The organism is Pseudomonas sp. QS1027, assembly GCF_002814235.1.
Classification (GTDB): Bacteria; Pseudomonadota; Gammaproteobacteria; order Pseudomonadales; family Pseudomonadaceae; genus Aquipseudomonas.
Map to the genome: position 1 here is coordinate 225,659 of NZ_PHSU01000027.1, position 17,447 is coordinate 243,105.

A 17,447-nucleotide genomic window follows, 5' to 3' on the forward strand; every position below is an offset into this window, starting at 1 on the left:
CCCTCCCCCCACAAACAAAAACGGCAGCCCAAGGGCTGCCGTTTTTTTAAAGCGCCGATCAAGCCAGGCGCTTGAGCATCTCCCGGGCTTCGGTCTTCTGAGCTTCACTGCCTTCGTTCAGCACTTCGGCGAGGATATCCCGCGCCCCATCGCTGTCGTCCATATCCATGTAGGCCTGGGCCAGGTCGAGCTTGGTGGCCGCCTCGTCAGTACCGGAAAGGAAGTCGAACGACTCGTCCTCGGGCAATTCGTCAGCCGCCAGGCTGGGTGTCGCCAGGGGTGGCTGCTCCAGGCTCTGGGACAGGCGATCCAGCTCGGCATTGACGTCGTCCAGCTCGTCAGTGAACGCATTCGGACCGGCGTGCGCCTCCAGTTCATCCGCCAGCGACAGATCGAAATCCGCCGGCAGATCCAGATCATCCAGACCGCCCGCGCCCAGGGTCGGAACCTCGGCATCGGAGTCCTTCAGGTCTTCGGTCAGGCTCAGCAGGAAGTCGTCATCCGCCGACGTCGACAGCGGCGCCTCCCCACCCAGGTCGAGATCGAAATCCGCCAGGTCGTCGAGGGCCGGCTTGGCCTGGGTCTGCTGCTCCAGGACCGACTCGAAACTCAAGTCGTCGTCCAGTTGCAGGTCGTCCAGATCCACCGCAGGCGATGGAACCACCGCTGGCGAGGCGGCCTCGAGATCGTCCAGGCTCAGGTCGAAATCGCTATCAAAAAGATCATCCGCCGCTGCCACCGGGGCCGGGGCCGGAGCTGCCACCGGAGCCGGCACGGGCGCTGGAGGCTCGTCGGCCAGCAACTCCTTGACGTAATCCTCGCTCAGCTCAGCCGCCACCGCAGCCGCACCGAGACCCGCTACCGCAGCAACCGCGATCATCGACGGGAAGCGGCTCTTGAGCTGCTCGACCTCGGCCACGTGCTGACCGGCAGGCAACTGCCGCTCCTGGGCGATAAACGCATCACGATCGCCCTGCTGACCGTAGACTTCCATCAGCTTCAGGCGCACGTCGGTACGCTGTGGTTCGTACTTCACCGCTTCTTCGAGCAAGCCGGCCGCCTGGTTCAGGTGACCGCGCTGGATATGCAGGTTAGCCTGGTCCACTACATCGGTAGGACGCTCAGCGGCCGGGACCGGGGCCGGAGCGGGTGCCAGCTTTACGCTCGGCGGAGGGACCTCCAGACCCTCGAAACTGCTTTCAGGCAGATCCACCTCTTCGGAAAAACCACTTTCCTCGTTTAATGCCCGAGCCATGCGCAAGTGCTTTTCCGCTTCCTGCTTGGCCTTGCGACGACGCGCCAGGAACAGCAGGAGCAAGAGGAACACCAGCACCACGGAACCGGCCAACAACCCCATCAGGATCGGACTGGCCAGCAGGTCGTCGAGCTTGCGCTCTTGCGGTACGGCGGCGTCAGGCTGGATCGGCGGTACCACCGCTGCCGGCTTGGCCACGTCTGTCGCTGGAACGATCGGCGCAGGCGCCACCGGGGCCGCTTCCGGCTTGGCGGCCAACTGGGCCGACATGGCATTGGCCGGTTGCCCGGCTGCAGGGGCGGCCGCTGGCGCGGCAGTCGAACCTTCAGCCTGCAACTTGGCCAACTGGTCGTTCTTCAGTTGAATCAGGCGCTGCAACTTGTCCAGCTGGCTTTGCAGGTCTTCCATCCGGCTCTTCAGCTCGGCATTGTCGCGACGGGTGGTGTCCAGGCTTTCCTGGGTCACCGCCAGTTTGTTGTTCAGGGACTTGCTGTCACTGGCGGCGCCTTTGCCGTGCTTCTTGCCGGACTCGGCGGAGATCAGGCTCAGGTTGTCCTTGGCAGCAGTCTTGGTCGGCGCGCCCTCGGTCCCTTTGTGCCGGGTGGCATCGATCTGTTGCTTGCCAGCATGGGGCGAGCGCCGCCCCGAACGCCAGGCGGCATTCTGTGCCGCCACTTCAGCGATGGCCTTGGGTTGCGCCAGCGCGCGGCTTTCCACGCGATCAGGCAGGCGCAGCACCTGGCCGGTCTTCAAGCGGTTGATGTTGCCGTCGAGGAACGCCCCCGGGTTCAACGCCTGGATCGCCAGCATGGTCTGCTGCACGGAAGCGCCATTGCTCTCCTTCAGGGCGATATCCCACAAGGTGTCTTTGGGACCCGTGGTGTATTGCTTGGCCTTGGTCGGCGCGGTGACCGGCGCGACAGGCGCGGCCGCGGCCGTCGGAGCAGTCGCCGCCGCAGCAGCGGCTGGTTTGGCGGCGTCAGCGGGCGGGGTGTATTTCGACGGATCGAGCAACACGCTGTAGTCGCGCATCAACCGGCCATTGGGCCACTGCACCTGCACCAGGAAGCGCACATAGGCTTCGGACAACGGTTTGCTCGAGGTGACCCGCACCACGCTGCGACCGTTGGGATTGATCACCGGCGTGAACGTCAGGTCGTTGAGGAAATCCTGGCGACTGACCCCGGCGTCGGCGAAGGCCTGGGGCGAGGCCAGGCTCGGAACGATGTCAGAAGCGCTGAGGCCACTGACGTCCTGCAATTCGATTTCTGCCAGCAATGGCTGGTTCAGAGTTGACTTGAGGGTCACTTCCCCAAGCCCAAGCGCGTGTGCCATACCGGAAGACAGCGCCGAAGCGGCCGCTATTGCTAACACCAGTTTGCGAACTTGAACCATAGCCTCTTCCTTTGTTTGTGCATTCCTCGGCTAGCGAGAAGGTGGTGTCGCCCGCCTTGCGGCAGCGTGCGCGCCCTTGAAAACATCGCCGCAGCGCGCGGTTTCAGCCGACGCCCTTGCAAATGCCCGAGGACAGGTTCACCTCCAGCAACCAGCCTGAGCATAGCGTCAGGCTAGAATCATTCTGCAAATTGCCGCCAAGTATCTTTTACAGCAGGTCTTTTATCAACAGCTCTGCCAGTTGCACAGCGTTCAATGCCGCACCTTTGCGTACATTATCGGCTGTCAGCCACAGATTCAGCTCACACGGGTCGTCCACACCGCGACGCACCCGTCCGACATAAACCACATCCTGACCCACCGCGTCACCCACCGCGGTCGGGTAGTCGCCGGCTTCCACCAGCTCGATTCCCGCCGCTGCTTCCAGCGTAGCGTTCACCGCGGCCAGATCAACCTCGCCAGCGGTTTGCAAAGAGACACTATAGCTATCGCCGAAAAACACCGGGGCTTGAATGCAAGTCACTGAAATTTTTAACAAAGGTGCCGAGAGCAACTGACGAAGCTCGCTGACCAGGCGTTTTTCCAGGGAGACATGGCCCTCGGCGTCCGGCTTGCCGACCTGGGCCAGCAGGTTGAAAGCCATCTGCCGATCGAAAAAACGCGGTTCCAGCGGGCGGACGTTCAACAACTCCGCCGTTTGTCGGGCCAGCTCGGTCACCGCCTCGCGGCCCTGGCTCGATACCGCCAGGGCCGCGGTCAGCGTGACGCGCTGGATGTCCAGGTCCTTGAGCGGCGCCAGCACCACCGCCAACGCCGTGGCGGCGGCGCTCGGGCTGCCGACCTGCACCGGCTTGCCGAGGGTCGCCAGCACCTCGGGATTGGCCTCCGGCACGACCTGGGGCGCGGGCAAGGCGCCGGACAGGTCGATCACCGTGCAACCCGCCGCCGTCGCACGCGGGGCAAAGCTGATGGTCACTGCGGGGCCGGCGGCGAAAAACACCAGCTGGACTTTACCGAAGTCGAATTCGTCGACTTCGCGCACCCGCACGTTCTTGCCGCGAAACGGCACCGAGTGCCCCGCCGACTCGCTGCTGGCCAGCAGGTGCAGGTTGGCCACCGGGAAATCGCGTTCTTCGAGGATCTGCACCAGGGTCTCGCCGACGGTGCCGGTGGCGCCGATCACGGCAATATCAAAGGACTGGCTCATGGGATGACCTCAGGTGAAACGGGGGGAGCGGCACTTTACCCGTGACCAGGCGGTCAGGCAATTGCACGCAGGCCTTGTCGACATCCAGGGTATAAAAAAACCCGCGACTCTGACGAGAAGCGGGTTTTTCAAAGCCTCAGCGGATCAACGCTCCAGCAGGATACGCAGCATGCGCCGCAGCGGCTCGGCCGCCCCCCAGAGCAACTGGTCGCCCACGGTGAAGGCACCGAGGAACTGCGAACCCATGTTCAGCTTGCGCAGACGGCCCACCGGGATATTCAGCGTACCGGTGACTTTGGTCGGACTCAGTTCCTGCATGCTGATTTCACGCTGGTTCGGCACCAGCTTGACCCACGGGTTGTGCTGGCTGATCAGCCCTTCGATATCGGCGATCGGCACGTCCTTGTTCAGCTTGATGGTCAGCGCCTGGCTGTGGCAGCGCATGGCGCCGATGCGCACGCAGATACCGTCCACCGGGATCGGGCTCTTGAAGCGACCGAGGATCTTGTTGGTCTCGGCCTGGGCCTTCCACTCTTCACGGCTCTGGCCGTTCGGCAGTTCCTTGTCGATCCACGGGATCAGGCTGCCAGCCAGGGGCACGCCGAAGTTTTCGGTCGGGTACGCGTCACTGCGCATGGCTTCGGCGACACGGCGGTCGATGTCGAGGATGGCACTGGCCGGGTCGGCCAGTTGATCGGCGACGGCGGCGTGGGTCGCGCCCATCTGCTTGATCAGCTCACGCATGTTCTGCGCGCCGGCACCGGAGGCCGCCTGATAGGTCATGGCGCTCATCCATTCCACCAGGCCGGCCTCGAACAGGCCACCCAGGCCCATCAGCATCAGGCTGACGGTGCAGTTGCCACCGATGTAGTTCCTGGTCCCGGCGTCCAGCTGCTGGTCGATGACCTTGCGGTTGACCGGGTCGAGAACGATCACCGCATCATCCTGCATGCGCAGGCTGGAAGCAGCGTCGATCCAGTAACCCTGCCAGCCGGCTTCGCGCAGCTTGGGGAAAACCTCGCTGGTGTAGTCGCCGCCCTGGCAGGTCAGGATCACGTCGAGGGTCTTGAGCTCTTCAATGCTGTAGGCATCCTTCAGCGGAGCAATGTCCTTGCCCACGGACGGGCCTTGGCCACCGACATTGGAAGTGGTGAAAAACACCGGCTCAATCAGATCGAAATCCTGCTCTTCCAGCATCCGCTGCATGAGCACGGAACCGACCATGCCGCGCCAACCGATCAGACCTACACGTTTCATCGCAACTACACCTTTTACAAAAGTGGGTCACCGCCTCCAGGGATGGAAGAGGCGGTGGGCCCGAGAGATTACAGATTCCGCAGCGCGGCGACTACTGCGTCGCCCATTTCCTGCGTACCGACTTTAGTGCAACCGGCCGACCAGATGTCGCCGGTGCGCAAACCCTGGTCCAGCACATGGCTGACCGCGGTCTCGATCGCCTGCGCCGCTTCGTGCAGTTTGAAGCTGTAACGCAGCAGCATCGACACCGACAGGATGGTCGCCAGCGGGTTGGCGATACCCAGCCCGGCGATGTCCGGCGCAGAGCCGTGGCACGGCTCGTACATGCCTTTGTTATTGGCATCCAGGGACGCCGACGGCAGCATGCCGATGGAACCGGTGAGCATCGAAGCCTGGTCGGAGAGGATATCGCCGAACATATTGTCGGTGACGATCACATCGAACTGTTTCGGCGCCCGCACCAGTTGCATGGCGGCGTTGTCGACATACATGTGGCTCAGCTCGATGTCCGGGTAATCCAGGGCAACCTGCTCGACCACTTCACGCCACAGCTGGCTGGAGGCCAGGACGTTGGCCTTGTCCACCGAGCAGAGCTTCTTGCCGCGTACCCGCGCCATGTCGAAGCCGACCCGGGCAATGCGGCGGATCTCGCTTTCGCTGTACGGCAGGGTGTCGTAGGACTGGCGCTCGCCATTTTCCAGGGTGCGGGTGCCGCGTGGCGCGCCGAAGTAGATACCGCCGGTCAGTTCGCGGACGATGAGGATATCCAGGCCTGAGACGATTTCCGGCTTCAGGCTGGAGGCGTCGGCTAGTTGCGGGTAGAGGATCGCCGGACGCAGGTTACCGAACAGGCCCAGTTGCGCACGGATTTTCAGCAGGCCGCGTTCAGGGCGGATATCACGCTCGATCTTGTCCCACTTCGGCCCACCGACAGCGCCCAGCAGCACGGCATCGGCGGCGCGGGCACGTTCCAGGGTCTCGTCGGCCAGGGGCACGCCGTGCTTGTCGATGGCTGCGCCGCCGATCACGTCGTGGCTCAGCTCGAAACCGAGGCTGTACTTCTCGCTGGCCAATTCCAGCACCTTGACCGCTTCGGCCATGATTTCCGGACCAATACCGTCGCCTGGGAGAATCAGAATCTGCTTGCTCATGCTTTCCTCATGTCATCTGTCGCCGCGCCCATGGTCACGGGCGCGGCTGGAAAAAGTCTATCGCTCGGCCCACAGCACCAGGACATCTGTACTGAACGAACCATCGGCCTCAATCTCAAAATATTCTCGCACTTCCGCGCCCATTGCCTGCTGCAAATCGCGAATGGCGGTTCGCAACGGCTGCGGGGTGCGCATGCGTTCGACCCAGGAGCCGAACTCCAGGCGCAGGCGCTGACGCTGGGTACTGCGTACGTGCAGCCCGGCCTCGTTGACCTGGCGCAGCCACTCACCCGCCGAATAATCGCGGACATGGCTGGTGTCGCGCAAAACCTCGACACTTTGCAGGTAGGTGTCGAACAACGGACTGCCGGGGGATATGACGTCGATAAAGGCTGCCACGCCACCGGGCTTGAGGACCCGACGCACTTCCCGCAAGGCCAGGCCCAGGTCGCTCCAGTGGTGCGCCGAGTAGCGACTGAAGACGAAGTCGAACTCGCCATCGGCGAACGGCAGGCTTTCGGCCGCGCCGCACACCGTGGCGATATTGTTCAGGCCGCGCTCGGTGGCGGCAGCTGCAACCACGTCGAGCATCTGCTGCGAGAGGTCGTAGGCGGCCACTTTCTTGACCAGCGGGGCGACGTGAAAGCTCACATGGCCGGCACCGCAGCCCAGGTCCAGGACCCGGGCGTCGGAATGTCCGGCCAACTCGGCCTGGAGCAAGGCGAATTCGGCGCCCTGGGCGTGCACGGCGCTGCTCAGGTAGGCGCTGGCCTGTTCGCCGAATTGCTTTTGAACGACTGCGGTGTGGGCTTTGCCGGTCATGGAATTTTCCTTTAGCCGAGAGTTCTGTATCGCCGGTCAGGCCGTCTTCGCGGCGGTGCGGCGGTCCGACAAGCCCTGCTCCTACAGTTCTCTGTCGTTCACCAATTTTGTGTACGACGCAAAACTGTAGGAGCAGGGCTTGCCCGCGAAGAGGCCGGCCTTGCCTACTTCAACACCTCAAATCAAGCGTCGCGAAACAACCACGGCTGGCTGGCCCGGTGCTTGGCTTCAAACGCGGCAATCGCGTCGCCGTCCTGCAAGGTCAGGCCGATATCGTCCAGGCCGTTGAGCAGGCAATGCTTGCGAAACGCATCGACTTCGAAGTGATAGACCTTGCCGTCCGGGCGAGTCACGGTCTGCGCCTGCAGATCGACCGTCAACTGATAACCCAGGGTCGTTTCGACCTGCTGGAACAGCTCGTCGACCTCACTGTCCTTGAGGATGATCGGCAACAGGCCGTTCTTGAAGCTGTTATTAAAGAAGATGTCGGCGTAGCTCGGCGCAATGATGCTGCGGAAGCCGTACTCCTCCAGGGCCCACGGCGCGTGCTCGCGGCTGGAACCACAACCGAAGTTTTCCCGGGCCAGCAACACACTGGCGCCCTGGTAACGCTCGGCGTTCAACACGAAATCCTTGTTCAACGGGCGCTTGGAGTTGTCCTGGTAGGCATAACCCACGTCCAGGTAACGCCACTCGTCGAACAGGTTGGGACCGAAGCCGGTGCGCTTGATCGACTTCAGGAACTGCTTGGGAATGATCTGGTCGGTGTCGACGTTGGCACGATCCAGAGGCGCGACAAGACCGGTGTGCTGGGTAAAGGCTTTCATGCTGCGCTCCTCAGATCAATTCACGAACGTCGACAAAACGACCGCTCACGGCGGCGGCGGCGGCCATGGCCGGGCTCACCAGGTGGGTACGACCACCGGCACCCTGGCGGCCTTCGAAGTTACGGTTGGACGTCGAGGCGCAGTGCTCGCCACTTTCCAGGCGGTCCGGGTTCATCGCCAGGCACATCGAGCAACCCGGCTCGCGCCATTCGAAACCGGCTTCGAGGAAAATCTTGTCCAGGCCTTCGGCTTCAGCCTGGGCTTTCACCAGTCCCGAACCCGGCACGACAATCGCCTGCTTGATGGTCGAAGCGACCTTGCGGCCCTTGGCGATCACGGCAGCAGCGCGCAGGTCTTCGATCCGCGAGTTGGTGCAGGAACCGATGAAGACGCGGTCCAACTGGATATCGGTGATCGCCTGGTTGGCGGTCAACCCCATGTACTTCAAGGCACGCTCAATGGAACCACGCTTGACCAGGTCCGGTTCGCGGGCCGGGTCCGGCACGTTCTGGTCAACCGCCAGGACCATTTCCGGCGAGGTCCCCCAACTGACCTGCGGCTTGATCTGCGCGGCATCCAGCTCGACCACGGTGTCGAACTGCGCGTCGGCATCGGACACCAGGTCTTTCCAGGCTTCGACGGCCAGGTCCCACTCCGCGCCTTTCGGTGCGAAAGGACGGCCCTTGACGTAAGCCACCGTCTTTTCATCGGCAGCCACCAGGCCGACGCGGGCACCGGCTTCGATGGACATGTTGCAGATGGTCATGCGGCCTTCGACGGACAGGTCACGAATCGCACTGCCGGCGAACTCGATGGCATGGCCATTACCGCCGGCGGTGCCGATCTTGCCGATCACGGCGAGGACGATGTCCTTGGCGGTCACGCCAAACGGCAAGGTGCCTTCGACCCGCACCAGCATGTTCTTCATCTTCTTGGCCACCAGACACTGGGTGGCGAACACGTGTTCGACCTCGGAGGTGCCGATACCGTGGGCCAAGGCACCGAAGGCACCGTGGGTCGAAGTATGGGAATCGCCGCAGACCACGGTCATGCCCGGCAAGGTTGCACCCTGCTCCGGGCCGATCACGTGAACAATGCCTTGACGCACGTCATTCATCTTGAATTCGGTGATGCCATATTCATCGCAGTAATCGTCGAGGGTCTGCACCTGCAAACGCGACACCTGGTCGACAATCGCCTCGATCCCGCCCTTGCGTTCCGGGGTGGTCGGCACGTTGTGGTCCGGGGTGGCGATGATCGAGTCGACACGCCAGGGCTTGCGCCCGGCCAGGCGCAGGCCTTCGAAAGCCTGGGGCGACGTCACTTCATGAATGATGTGACGGTCGATGTAGATCAGCGACGACCCATCGTCGCGCCGTTTCACTTCGTGAGAATCCCAGAGCTTGTCGTAAAGCGTTTTGCCGGCCATCAGACGTTTCCTCATCAGCTTGTTTCTATGCCCCGGTTTATTGATGACTGTTCTCAATAACCCTTTGGCTTGTGAGGTCGATGCTATGGGGTTAGAGTGAATAACTCAAATTCATATTTTTTATGCTTTGGATAACCAGCTGGAATACTAGAATGGACCTGGCCAACCTCAACGCCTTTATCGCCATCGCCGAGACCGGCAGCTTCTCCGGCGCGGGCGAACGCCTGCACCTGACACAGCCGGCCATCAGCAAGCGCATCGCCGGACTTGAGCAGCAACTCAATGTCCGCCTGTTCGACCGGCTGGGCCGTGAAATCGGCCTGACCGAGGCCGGCCGGGCCCTGCTGCCGCGCGCCTATCAGATTCTCAATGTGCTGGACGACACCCGCCGGGCGCTGACCAACCTCACCGGCGAAGTGAGCGGTCGCCTGACGCTGGCCACCAGCCATCATATTGGCCTGCACCGCCTGCCTCCCCTGCTGCGGGCCTTTACCCGACGTTACCCACAGGTGGCGCTGGATATTCAATTTCTCGATTCGGAAGTTGCCTACGAGGAAATTCTCCACGGTCGCGCCGAACTGGCGGTCATCACCCTGGCCCCGGAACCCCACGGCCTGGTGCGCGCCGTGCCGGTGTGGGACGACCCACTGGATTTCGTCGTCGCCCTCGAGCATCCGCTGGTCAGCCACGGCCCGGTCAGCCTCAAGGACATCGCCCATCACCCGGCGGTCTTCCCGGGTGGCAACACCTTTACCCACCATATCGTCCAGCGCCTGTTCGAAGCCCAGGGCCTGACGCCGAACATCGCCATGAGCACCAATTATCTGGAAACCATCAAGATGATGGTCTCCATCGGCCTGGCCTGGAGCGTCCTGCCGCGAACCATGCTCGATGATCAGGTGGCGAGCATTCCTTTACCGGGCATACAACTGACTCGCCAGCTAGGCTATATCCTGCACACGGAACGGACACTGTCGAATGCCGCCCGGGCTTTCATGGCTTTATTGGATGCGCAGGGTGACAAGCCAGGATTGACGGCATAAGACAAGCCTGCTTTATTCCAAACAGCTTTTTGCGGCACAACGTTCCTTTCATCCCAAGGACAGCTGTAAATGCCCAAGCACGCCAACCGTATTCCGCCCCTGCCACGCATTCATGCACTCGACCCTCACGTGTCGGAACAGAGCTGGGAAAGCGCCTCGCAACTGCTCGCCGCCCTCAACGGCGCGCGCCTCGGGGCCTGGTGCTGGGATATTGAAAGCGGCCAGGTCAGTTGGTCCCGTGGCACCCAGGCGCTGTTCGGCTTCGATCCGCACCAGCCACTGCCCAAGGACATCGACTACCTCGACCTGCTGCCGGTCGAGGACCGCGCGCGCACCCTGCGGGCCTTTCATGCGGTATTGGAGGGCGAGCCCATCGAACAGGCGATGCATCACCGCATCCTCTGGCCCGACGGCAGCCTGCACTGGCTGGAAATCAATGGCAGCCTGTTGCCGGACAAGAACGGCAAGCCGCGAATGATCGGGGTCATCCGCGAAATCACCCACCAGCGCCAGCGCGAGCATGCCCTCAGCAGTTCGGAAAAACGCTTCGCCACCCTGTTTCACCTATGCCCCAACATGGTGCTGCTGACCCGTGAAGAAGACGGCCTGATCAGCGAGGCCAACCAGTGCTTCGAAAGCCTGTTCGGCTGGCCGGCGCTCCAGGTGATCGGACGGACCACCGTGGAGATCGGACTCTGGGTCGACCCCGAAGAACGCGAACGCCTGGTCAAGTCGATCAACAGCCGCGGCGAAGCGGTCAGCCAGGAAGTGCAGCTACGGGCCAGCAACGGGCAGATTCACGCCGGCATCCTCAGCGCCCAGCGGGTCGAACTGGAAGGCCAGGCCTACTTGCTGAGCACCTTTCTCGACACCACCGAACGCAAGAACGCCGAGCTGGCCCTCAAGGACAGCCAGGACCGTCTCGACCTCGCCCTGGACTCGGCGCAACTGGGCACCTGGGACTGGCATATCCCCAGCGGCATGCTCTATGGCTCGGCACGCGCCGCGCAGTTGCACGGCCTGGAGCCACAGCCGTTCCATGAATCCTTTGACGCGTTTTTCGACGGTGTACCCACCAGCGAACGCGAAAGCATGCGTCACGCCTATCGCAGCCTGCGCGAAGGTCCGGAGGGCAACTATCAGCTGACCTATCGGGTGCAGCTGGAAAACGGTGCCTCGCGGTACCTTGAAAGCCGTGCCCGCCTCTACCGCGACGAACAGGGCAACCCGCTGCGCATGGCCGGTACCCTGCTGGATATCACCGAACAGGTGGAGCGCGAACAGCGCCTGGTGGCCTCGGAAGAGAAGTTCGCCAGCCTGTTCCAGGCCAGTCCCGACCCGATCTGCGTCACCCGCCAAGAAACCGGGCAGTTCATCGAGATCAACCCGGCCTTCACCCAGGTGTTCGGCTGGAACATCGACGAAGTGCGCAATCGCAGCGCCGAGCAGATCGGCCTGTGGGACGACTCGGCCAAGCGCCTGCAGCGTATCCAGCAGGTGATCCGCGACCAGGCCCTGAACAATGTCGCGGTGATCGTTCACCACAAGCGCGGCCACGCCCTGACCTGCGTGATCGCCAGCCGGCAGATCGTGGTCGAAGGGCAGACGTGCATCGTCACCACCTTGCGCGACATCACCCAGCAACAGCGGGCCGAAGCGGCGCTCAAGGCCAGCGAGGAGAAATTCGCCAAGGCCTTCCACTCCAGTCCCGACGCCATCACCATCACCGAACGCGACAGCGGGCGCTACCTGGAGGTCAACGACGGCTTCTGCCGGCTGACCGGCTACACCAGCAGCGAAGTCATCGGCCGCACGGTGTATGAAATCGGTGTCTGGGCCGATCACAAGCAGCGCACCGCCCTGCTGGCGGAGCTGAAGGAAAAGGGCCATGTCCCGCACCGCGACATGCTCGGACGCAACAAACGCGGCGATGTGCTCACCGTCGAGGTCTCGGTCGAACCGATCATCCTCAATGAAACCGCGTGCCTGCTGCTGACGGCCCGGGATATCAGCCAGTTGAAGAATGCCCAGGCACAGATCCGCCACCTGGCCTATCACGACCCGCTGACCAACCTGCCCAACCGCGCCCTGCTGATGGACCGCCTGAGCCAGCAGATCGCCCTGCTCAAGCGCCACAACCTGCGCGGCGCCTTGCTGTTCCTCGACCTCGACCACTTCAAGCACATCAACGACTCCCTCGGTCACCCGGTGGGCGACACCGTGCTCAAGGTGGTGACCGCCCGCCTGGAAGCCAGCGTGCGCACCGAAGACACCGTGGCGCGCCTTGGTGGCGACGAGTTCGTGGTGCTGCTCAGCGGCCTGGACGGTTCACGCAGCGAGGTCACGCACAAGGTCCGCGAGCTGGCGGACACCATTCGTGAGTTGCTGGCCGAACCGATGTTCCTCGACGGCCAGCGCCTGCAAGTGACCCCGAGCATCGGCGTGGCGCTGATCCCCGACCACGGCACGACCCCCGCCGACCTGCTCAAGCGCGCCGATATCGCGCTGTACCGGGCCAAGGATTCCGGACGCAACATCACCCAGCTGTTCCACAGCACCATGCAGAAAGCCGCCAGCGAACGCCTGCGTATGGAAAACGACCTGCGCCAGGCGCTTTCCCGGGGTGAATTCAGTGTGCATTTCCAACCCCAGGTGGACGCCCGCGACAACAGCATCATCGGCGCCGAAGCCCTGGTGCGCTGGCACCATCCGGAACTTGGCGCGCAATCGCCGACCGAGTTCATCAAGGTCCTGGAAGACAGCGGGCTGATTCTTGAAGTCGGTACCTGGATTCTTGACCACGCCTGCGAGGCCTTCGGCATATTGCTGGGCGAAGGCCTGATCAGCCATGCCTTCAGCCTGTGCGTGAACATCAGCCCGCGGCAGTTCCGCCAGACCGACTTTGTCGAACGGGTGGAGCGTACGTTGACCCGCTACAACGTGCCGTCCTCGATGCTGAAACTGGAAATCACCGAAGGCATCGTGATCCAGAACCTGGAGGACACCATCAGCAAGATGCGCCGCCTGAACAAGCTCGGCGTCAGTTTTGCCATGGATGATTTCGGCACCGGTTATTCGTCGCTGACCTACCTCAAGCGCCTGCCGGTGGACGCCTTGAAGATCGACCAGTCGTTCGTGCGCGACGCGACCCACGACCCCAACGACGCGGAAATCATCCGCGCCATTGTCGCCATGGCCCGCAGTCTGGGGCTGACGGTGATTGCCGAAGGGGTGGAGTTGCCGGAGCAACTGGTGTTCCTGGAGGGGCTGGGTTGCCATCTGTACCAGGGTTACCTGCACAGTCGGCCGCTGCCTCTGGAGGAGTTCAAAAAGCTCCTGGAATCACCCACGACCGAACACACCACCGACCTGTAGGCCCCAACAGGCAGGGGGACGAATCCAAAAAGCCCACGGAACTCCCCACTCCCGGGCACACCACCAACCTGTAGGAGCCGGCTTGCTGGCGATCAGCCGAAAGGCTGGGTTGCGAGGGTGACGATGAGGCCACCATCGCCAGCAAGCCGGCTCCTACAGGTTCGGTGTCAGCCAGGCGGCTGGGTAAACGCCCGAGGCTGCTCCACAACGAAAAACCCCGCCTCGAAGACGGGGTTTTTCAGTTGATGCAGCGTCAGATCAGTGCTGCAGCGCCGGCTTTTGCCCGGCATTAATGGCAATGCGCTTTGGCTTGGCCTCTTCCGGCACGACCCGCAGCAGGTCGATATTCAACAGACCGTTGCTCAGGCCCGCGGCCTTGACCTCGATATGGTCGGCCAGGCGGAAGGACAACTTGAACGCGCGCTGGGCGATGCCCTGGTGCAGGTAGCTGACGTTTTCAGTCGTGGGCTCACGCTTGCCGCCACTGACGGTCAGCACACCCTTCTCGACCTGCAGTTCCAGGTCTTCTTCCTGGAAACCGGCGGCGGCCACGACGATGCGGTACTCATCGTCGCCATGCTTTTCAACGTTGTAGGGTGGGTAGCTGCTGCCCGGCTCATTGCGCAGTGCGGTCTCGAACAGATCGTTGAAACGATCGAAACCGACGGAAGAACGGAACAGTGGAGCCAGGGAAAATGCGGTAGTCATGTCAATCTCCTGAAATTCAGCGAGTGGTTTAGTCCGCGACCCGAATTCGGCATCGCGTAATCCCTAGATAGGAACTCGCCCACGCATTTCAAGAGATTGTCGTGAAATTTTTCAGGCCGCTTCAGGCAACGGCACGTTCAACAGGCGTCCGACCGCCTCGCAATCGGTCTCGCGGCGCAGGTGGGTAAACAGCTCCACCGCCTCCGGATAATTGCGCGTCAACATCGCCAGCCACTGCTTCAAACGACCCGGCGCCTGGCGCGGCGTCAACTGCGCCTCGGCTTGCGCCCAGAAGTCGCGCAGCAGCGGCAGCAGCTCGGCCCAGGTCATCTCCACCACCTCTTCGCCGGCCCGCGCCGCGGCGATCTGCCGGGCCAGGTCCGGACGCGAGACCAGGCCGCGACCGAGCATGATGTCCTCGGCACCGCTGATCTCGCGACAGCGTCGCCAGTCGTCCACCGACCAGATATCGCCATTGGCGAACACCGGCACCTTGACCACTTCCTGCACCCGCGCCACCCACTCCCAATGAGCCGGCGGCTTGTAGCCGTCGACCTTGGTCCGGGCGTGCACGACGATCTGCGAGGCGCCCCCTTCGGCCAGGGCCGTGCCGCAGACCAGCGCCCCGTCCGGGCTGTCGAAACCCAGGCGCATCTTCGCCGTCACCGGGATATGCGCCGGCACCGCGCGCCGCACCTGCTCGACAATGGCGTTGAGCAGCTCCGGCTCCTTGAGCAGCACCGCCCCGCCCCGGGATTTGTTCACGGTCTTGGCCGGGCAACCGAAATTCAGGTCGATCACCTGGGAGCCCAGCTCACAGGCCAGCGCCGCGTTTTCCGCCAGGCACACCGGATCGGAACCCAGCAGTTGCACCCGCAGCGGTACGCCGGCCGCCGTGCGGGCGTCGGTCAGCAGTTCGGGGGCGAACTTGTGGTAGTAGGCCGGCGTCAACAGCGAGTCATTGATCCGGATAAACTCGGTGACACACCAGTCGATACCGCCAACGCGGGTCAGCACATCACGCAGGATGTTGTCGACCAACCCCTCCATGGGTGCCAGGGCAATTTGCATGGGTACTCTCATCGGAAAAAACGGTCATCAAAAAAAGCGAACATAAAAAAAGTGCGGCAGTTTACGGGGTTCCGGCACAAACCGGTACGCCCTCAGACCGACTGCACGGCCGGCCCGTAGCCCTCGATGAATTCCGCCGGCATGCGCTTGGGCTTGCCGCTGGACAGCTCGATGCAGACAAAGGTGGTTTGCGCGCGCAGCAGGGTCAGGTTGTCGCAGGGACGGACCAGCTGGAAACGCCGGGTCATTTTCAGGCGCTGGTCCCAGTCGACGATCCAGGTCGCCAGCTGCAACTCGTCGCCTTCGTAGGCGGCGGCCAGGTAGTCGATTTCATGCCGGACCACGGCCATGGCCCGATCCAGGCGCCGATACTCGGTCAAGTCCAGGCCCAGGCGCTGCGAGTGACGCCAGGCGCAGCGTTCCAGCCAGCTGACATACACCGCGTTGTTGGCGTGCCCGAGACCATCGATATCCTCGTCGGCCACCTGCAAATCGAGGATGAAGGGTGTCGCCAGATCCCAACTCATGTACCGCTCCCGGTCAAATCAAAGACCCGGGCAGTGTAACGGAACAACCCTCAGATGACCGCCGTTTTGGCCGCCCGCAGGATTCGGTCGGACAACTCGCCAGGGCCCAGCGCCCGGGCCACGGCCAGGCCGCCGATCATCAGTGCGATATCGGCCAGGGCCTTGTCGGTGTCCTCGGGGCTGGACGCCAGTTGCGCGACCATCAGTTCCACATGCTCGTTCAGGGCTTCGCGGAAACACTCCGGCAGGTTGCACATTTCCCCGACGATCGACGGGATCGGACAGGCCTGCTGGACCGCATCACGGTGCTTGCGCGACAGATAGAAGGCCGCGAACAGGGCACGTCGCTCTTCGCCCGGCAACTGGCTGTCGACCTCATTCATCTTCGCCCGGCGCTGGGCGAGCAATTGCTTGAACGCCTCCAGCATCAGCGCGTCCTTGCTCTCGAAGTGCGCGTAGAAACCGCCGACGGTCAACCCGGCGGCGCCCATCACTTCACTGACACTCGGCTCGACCGGGCCGCGCTGGATCAGGGCGTTACTCGCCGCCTGCAGAATGCGCTCGCGGGTTTGAGCTTTCTTGTCGTTCATTGCCACCTCCAGACATCACGCAGAAATATTATTCGCATAATATTTTTCCGCAAGACTTTATTCTGACCGCTGGTCCGAGCCATGGGTATTAAAAAATGGATTGCAGGGAGCAAAGGGCCAAACGCCAGACAAACAAAAGGGCCATTCAATAATTGAATGACCCTTATAAAATCCCGCAGAGCGGGCAATCGTGGCGTCCCCTAGGGGACTCGAACCCCTGTTACCGCCGTGAAAGGGCGGTGTCCTAGGCCACTAGACGAAGGGGACACAAACCCTTCTAACATGATCAACGCTGAGTGTTGATCGCTTCAAGGCCGGTGTGGCCAGACCTTGAAGTGTAAATTGGTGGAGCTAGACGGGATCGAACCGTCGACCTCTTGCATGCCATGCAAGCGCTCTCCCAGCTGAGCTATAGCCCCGGATTTATCGCCTCGTAGGCGGAACGACATCAACCTGCAACATCGCTTCTGTAAAACTGGCGTCCCCTAGGGGACTCGAACCCCTGTTACCGCCGTGAAAGGGCGGTGTCCTAGGCCACTAGACGAAGGGGACGCAAACCCTTCTATACAACTGATCAGCGCTGAGTGCTGATCGCTTCAAAGCCGGTGTGGCCAGGCCTTGAAGTGTAAATTGGTGGAGCTAGACGGGATCGAACCGTCGACCTCTTGCATGCCATGCAAGCGCTCTCCCAGCTGAGCTATAGCCCCTCATCGGTGAGGACGGGGCGAATCTTAAGGGCGTATCGGGGAGCTGTCAAACTTATTTTCAAACTTTTTGAAAATTTTTTGTC

At 62.4% G+C, this 17,447-nt stretch carries 13 protein-coding genes and 4 tRNA genes; 2 read left to right on the forward strand and 15 right to left on the reverse strand.

All coding sequences use genetic code 11. From position 1 onward, the window contains the following. Window positions 1–58: 58 nt before the first annotated feature. The 7 genes from CWE01_RS23755 to leuC all read right to left on the reverse strand — a co-directional run bounded on the left by CWE01_RS23755 (window position 59) and on the right by leuC (window position 9,343). On the reverse strand, window positions 59–2,650 hold the full coding sequence (locus tag CWE01_RS23755) for a FimV/HubP family polar landmark protein (RefSeq protein WP_100942984.1): 2,592 nt from the start codon (window positions 2,648–2,650) through the stop codon (window positions 59–61). A gap of 208 nt (window positions 2,651–2,858) precedes the next feature. Then, window positions 2,859–3,857 (reverse strand): aspartate-semialdehyde dehydrogenase, encoded by a 999-nt coding sequence (locus CWE01_RS23760; protein WP_100942985.1) that lies wholly within the window; start codon window positions 3,855–3,857, stop codon window positions 2,859–2,861. Window positions 3,858–4,001: 144 nt separating this feature from the next. Continuing rightward, on the reverse strand, window positions 4,002–5,114 hold the full coding sequence (gene asd / locus CWE01_RS23765) for an aspartate-semialdehyde dehydrogenase (RefSeq protein ID WP_100942986.1): 1,113 nt from the start codon (window positions 5,112–5,114) through the stop codon (window positions 4,002–4,004). A 68-nt stretch (window positions 5,115–5,182) separates the two neighbouring features. Further along, entirely contained in the window at window positions 5,183–6,265 is a 1,083-nt protein-coding gene (gene leuB, locus CWE01_RS23770; protein ID WP_100942987.1) for a 3-isopropylmalate dehydrogenase, read from the reverse strand. 57 nt (window positions 6,266–6,322) lie between these two features. Continuing rightward, a complete protein-coding gene (locus CWE01_RS23775) occupies window positions 6,323–7,087 on the reverse strand; it encodes a class I SAM-dependent methyltransferase (RefSeq protein WP_100942988.1) in 765 nt (254 codons plus the stop codon). A gap of 182 nt (window positions 7,088–7,269) precedes the next feature. Further along, a complete protein-coding gene (gene leuD, locus CWE01_RS23780; protein WP_100942989.1) occupies window positions 7,270–7,914 on the reverse strand; it encodes a 3-isopropylmalate dehydratase small subunit in 645 nt (214 codons plus the stop codon). A 10-nt stretch (window positions 7,915–7,924) separates the two neighbouring features. Next, the gene (leuC, locus tag CWE01_RS23785; RefSeq protein ID WP_100942990.1) at window positions 7,925–9,343 is read right to left on the reverse strand and encodes a 3-isopropylmalate dehydratase large subunit; all 1,419 of its coding nucleotides are present in this window, start codon (window positions 9,341–9,343) and stop codon (window positions 7,925–7,927) included. A 152-nt stretch (window positions 9,344–9,495) separates the two neighbouring features. On the opposite strand from leuC, the gene CWE01_RS23790 reads away from it, so the two are divergent. Both CWE01_RS23790 and CWE01_RS23795 read left to right on the forward strand, forming a co-directional pair. Continuing rightward, window positions 9,496–10,386, forward strand: a complete 891-nt coding sequence (locus CWE01_RS23790) for a LysR family transcriptional regulator (RefSeq protein ID WP_100942991.1) — start codon at window positions 9,496–9,498, stop codon at window positions 10,384–10,386. A gap of 69 nt (window positions 10,387–10,455) precedes the next feature. After that, the gene (locus CWE01_RS23795) at window positions 10,456–13,761 is read left to right on the forward strand and encodes a PAS domain S-box protein (RefSeq protein ID WP_100942992.1); all 3,306 of its coding nucleotides are present in this window, start codon (window positions 10,456–10,458) and stop codon (window positions 13,759–13,761) included. Between the two features lie 258 nt (window positions 13,762–14,019). On the opposite strand, the gene CWE01_RS23800 is transcribed toward CWE01_RS23795, so the two are convergent. The 8 genes from CWE01_RS23800 to CWE01_RS23835 all read right to left on the reverse strand — a co-directional run bounded on the left by CWE01_RS23800 (window position 14,020) and on the right by CWE01_RS23835 (window position 17,364). Then, window positions 14,020–14,469 carry an Hsp20 family protein gene (locus CWE01_RS23800; RefSeq protein WP_100942993.1) on the reverse strand — a complete coding sequence of 150 codons (450 nt, stop codon included), beginning with the start codon at window positions 14,467–14,469 and terminating at the stop codon, window positions 14,020–14,022. Window positions 14,470–14,580: 111 nt separating this feature from the next. Then, on the reverse strand, window positions 14,581–15,540 hold the full coding sequence (locus CWE01_RS23805; protein WP_100942994.1) for a tRNA-dihydrouridine synthase: 960 nt from the start codon (window positions 15,538–15,540) through the stop codon (window positions 14,581–14,583). 92 nt (window positions 15,541–15,632) lie between these two features. After that, entirely contained in the window at window positions 15,633–16,067 is a 435-nt protein-coding gene (locus CWE01_RS23810; RefSeq protein ID WP_100942995.1) for a thioesterase family protein, read from the reverse strand. A gap of 50 nt (window positions 16,068–16,117) precedes the next feature. Next, window positions 16,118–16,657: a TetR/AcrR family transcriptional regulator gene (locus CWE01_RS23815; protein ID WP_100942996.1), complete on the reverse strand. Its 540-nt coding sequence runs from the start codon at window positions 16,655–16,657 to the stop codon at window positions 16,118–16,120. Between the two features lie 191 nt (window positions 16,658–16,848). Continuing rightward, a tRNA-Glu gene (locus CWE01_RS23820) sits at window positions 16,849–16,924 on the reverse strand. A gap of 76 nt (window positions 16,925–17,000) precedes the next feature. Continuing rightward, window positions 17,001–17,076, reverse strand: a tRNA-Ala gene (locus tag CWE01_RS23825). Window positions 17,077–17,133: 57 nt separating this feature from the next. After that, window positions 17,134–17,209: transfer RNA gene (locus CWE01_RS23830), tRNA-Glu, on the reverse strand. A 79-nt stretch (window positions 17,210–17,288) separates the two neighbouring features. Continuing rightward, window positions 17,289–17,364, reverse strand: a tRNA-Ala gene (locus tag CWE01_RS23835). Between the last annotated feature and the right edge of the window lie 83 nt (window positions 17,365–17,447).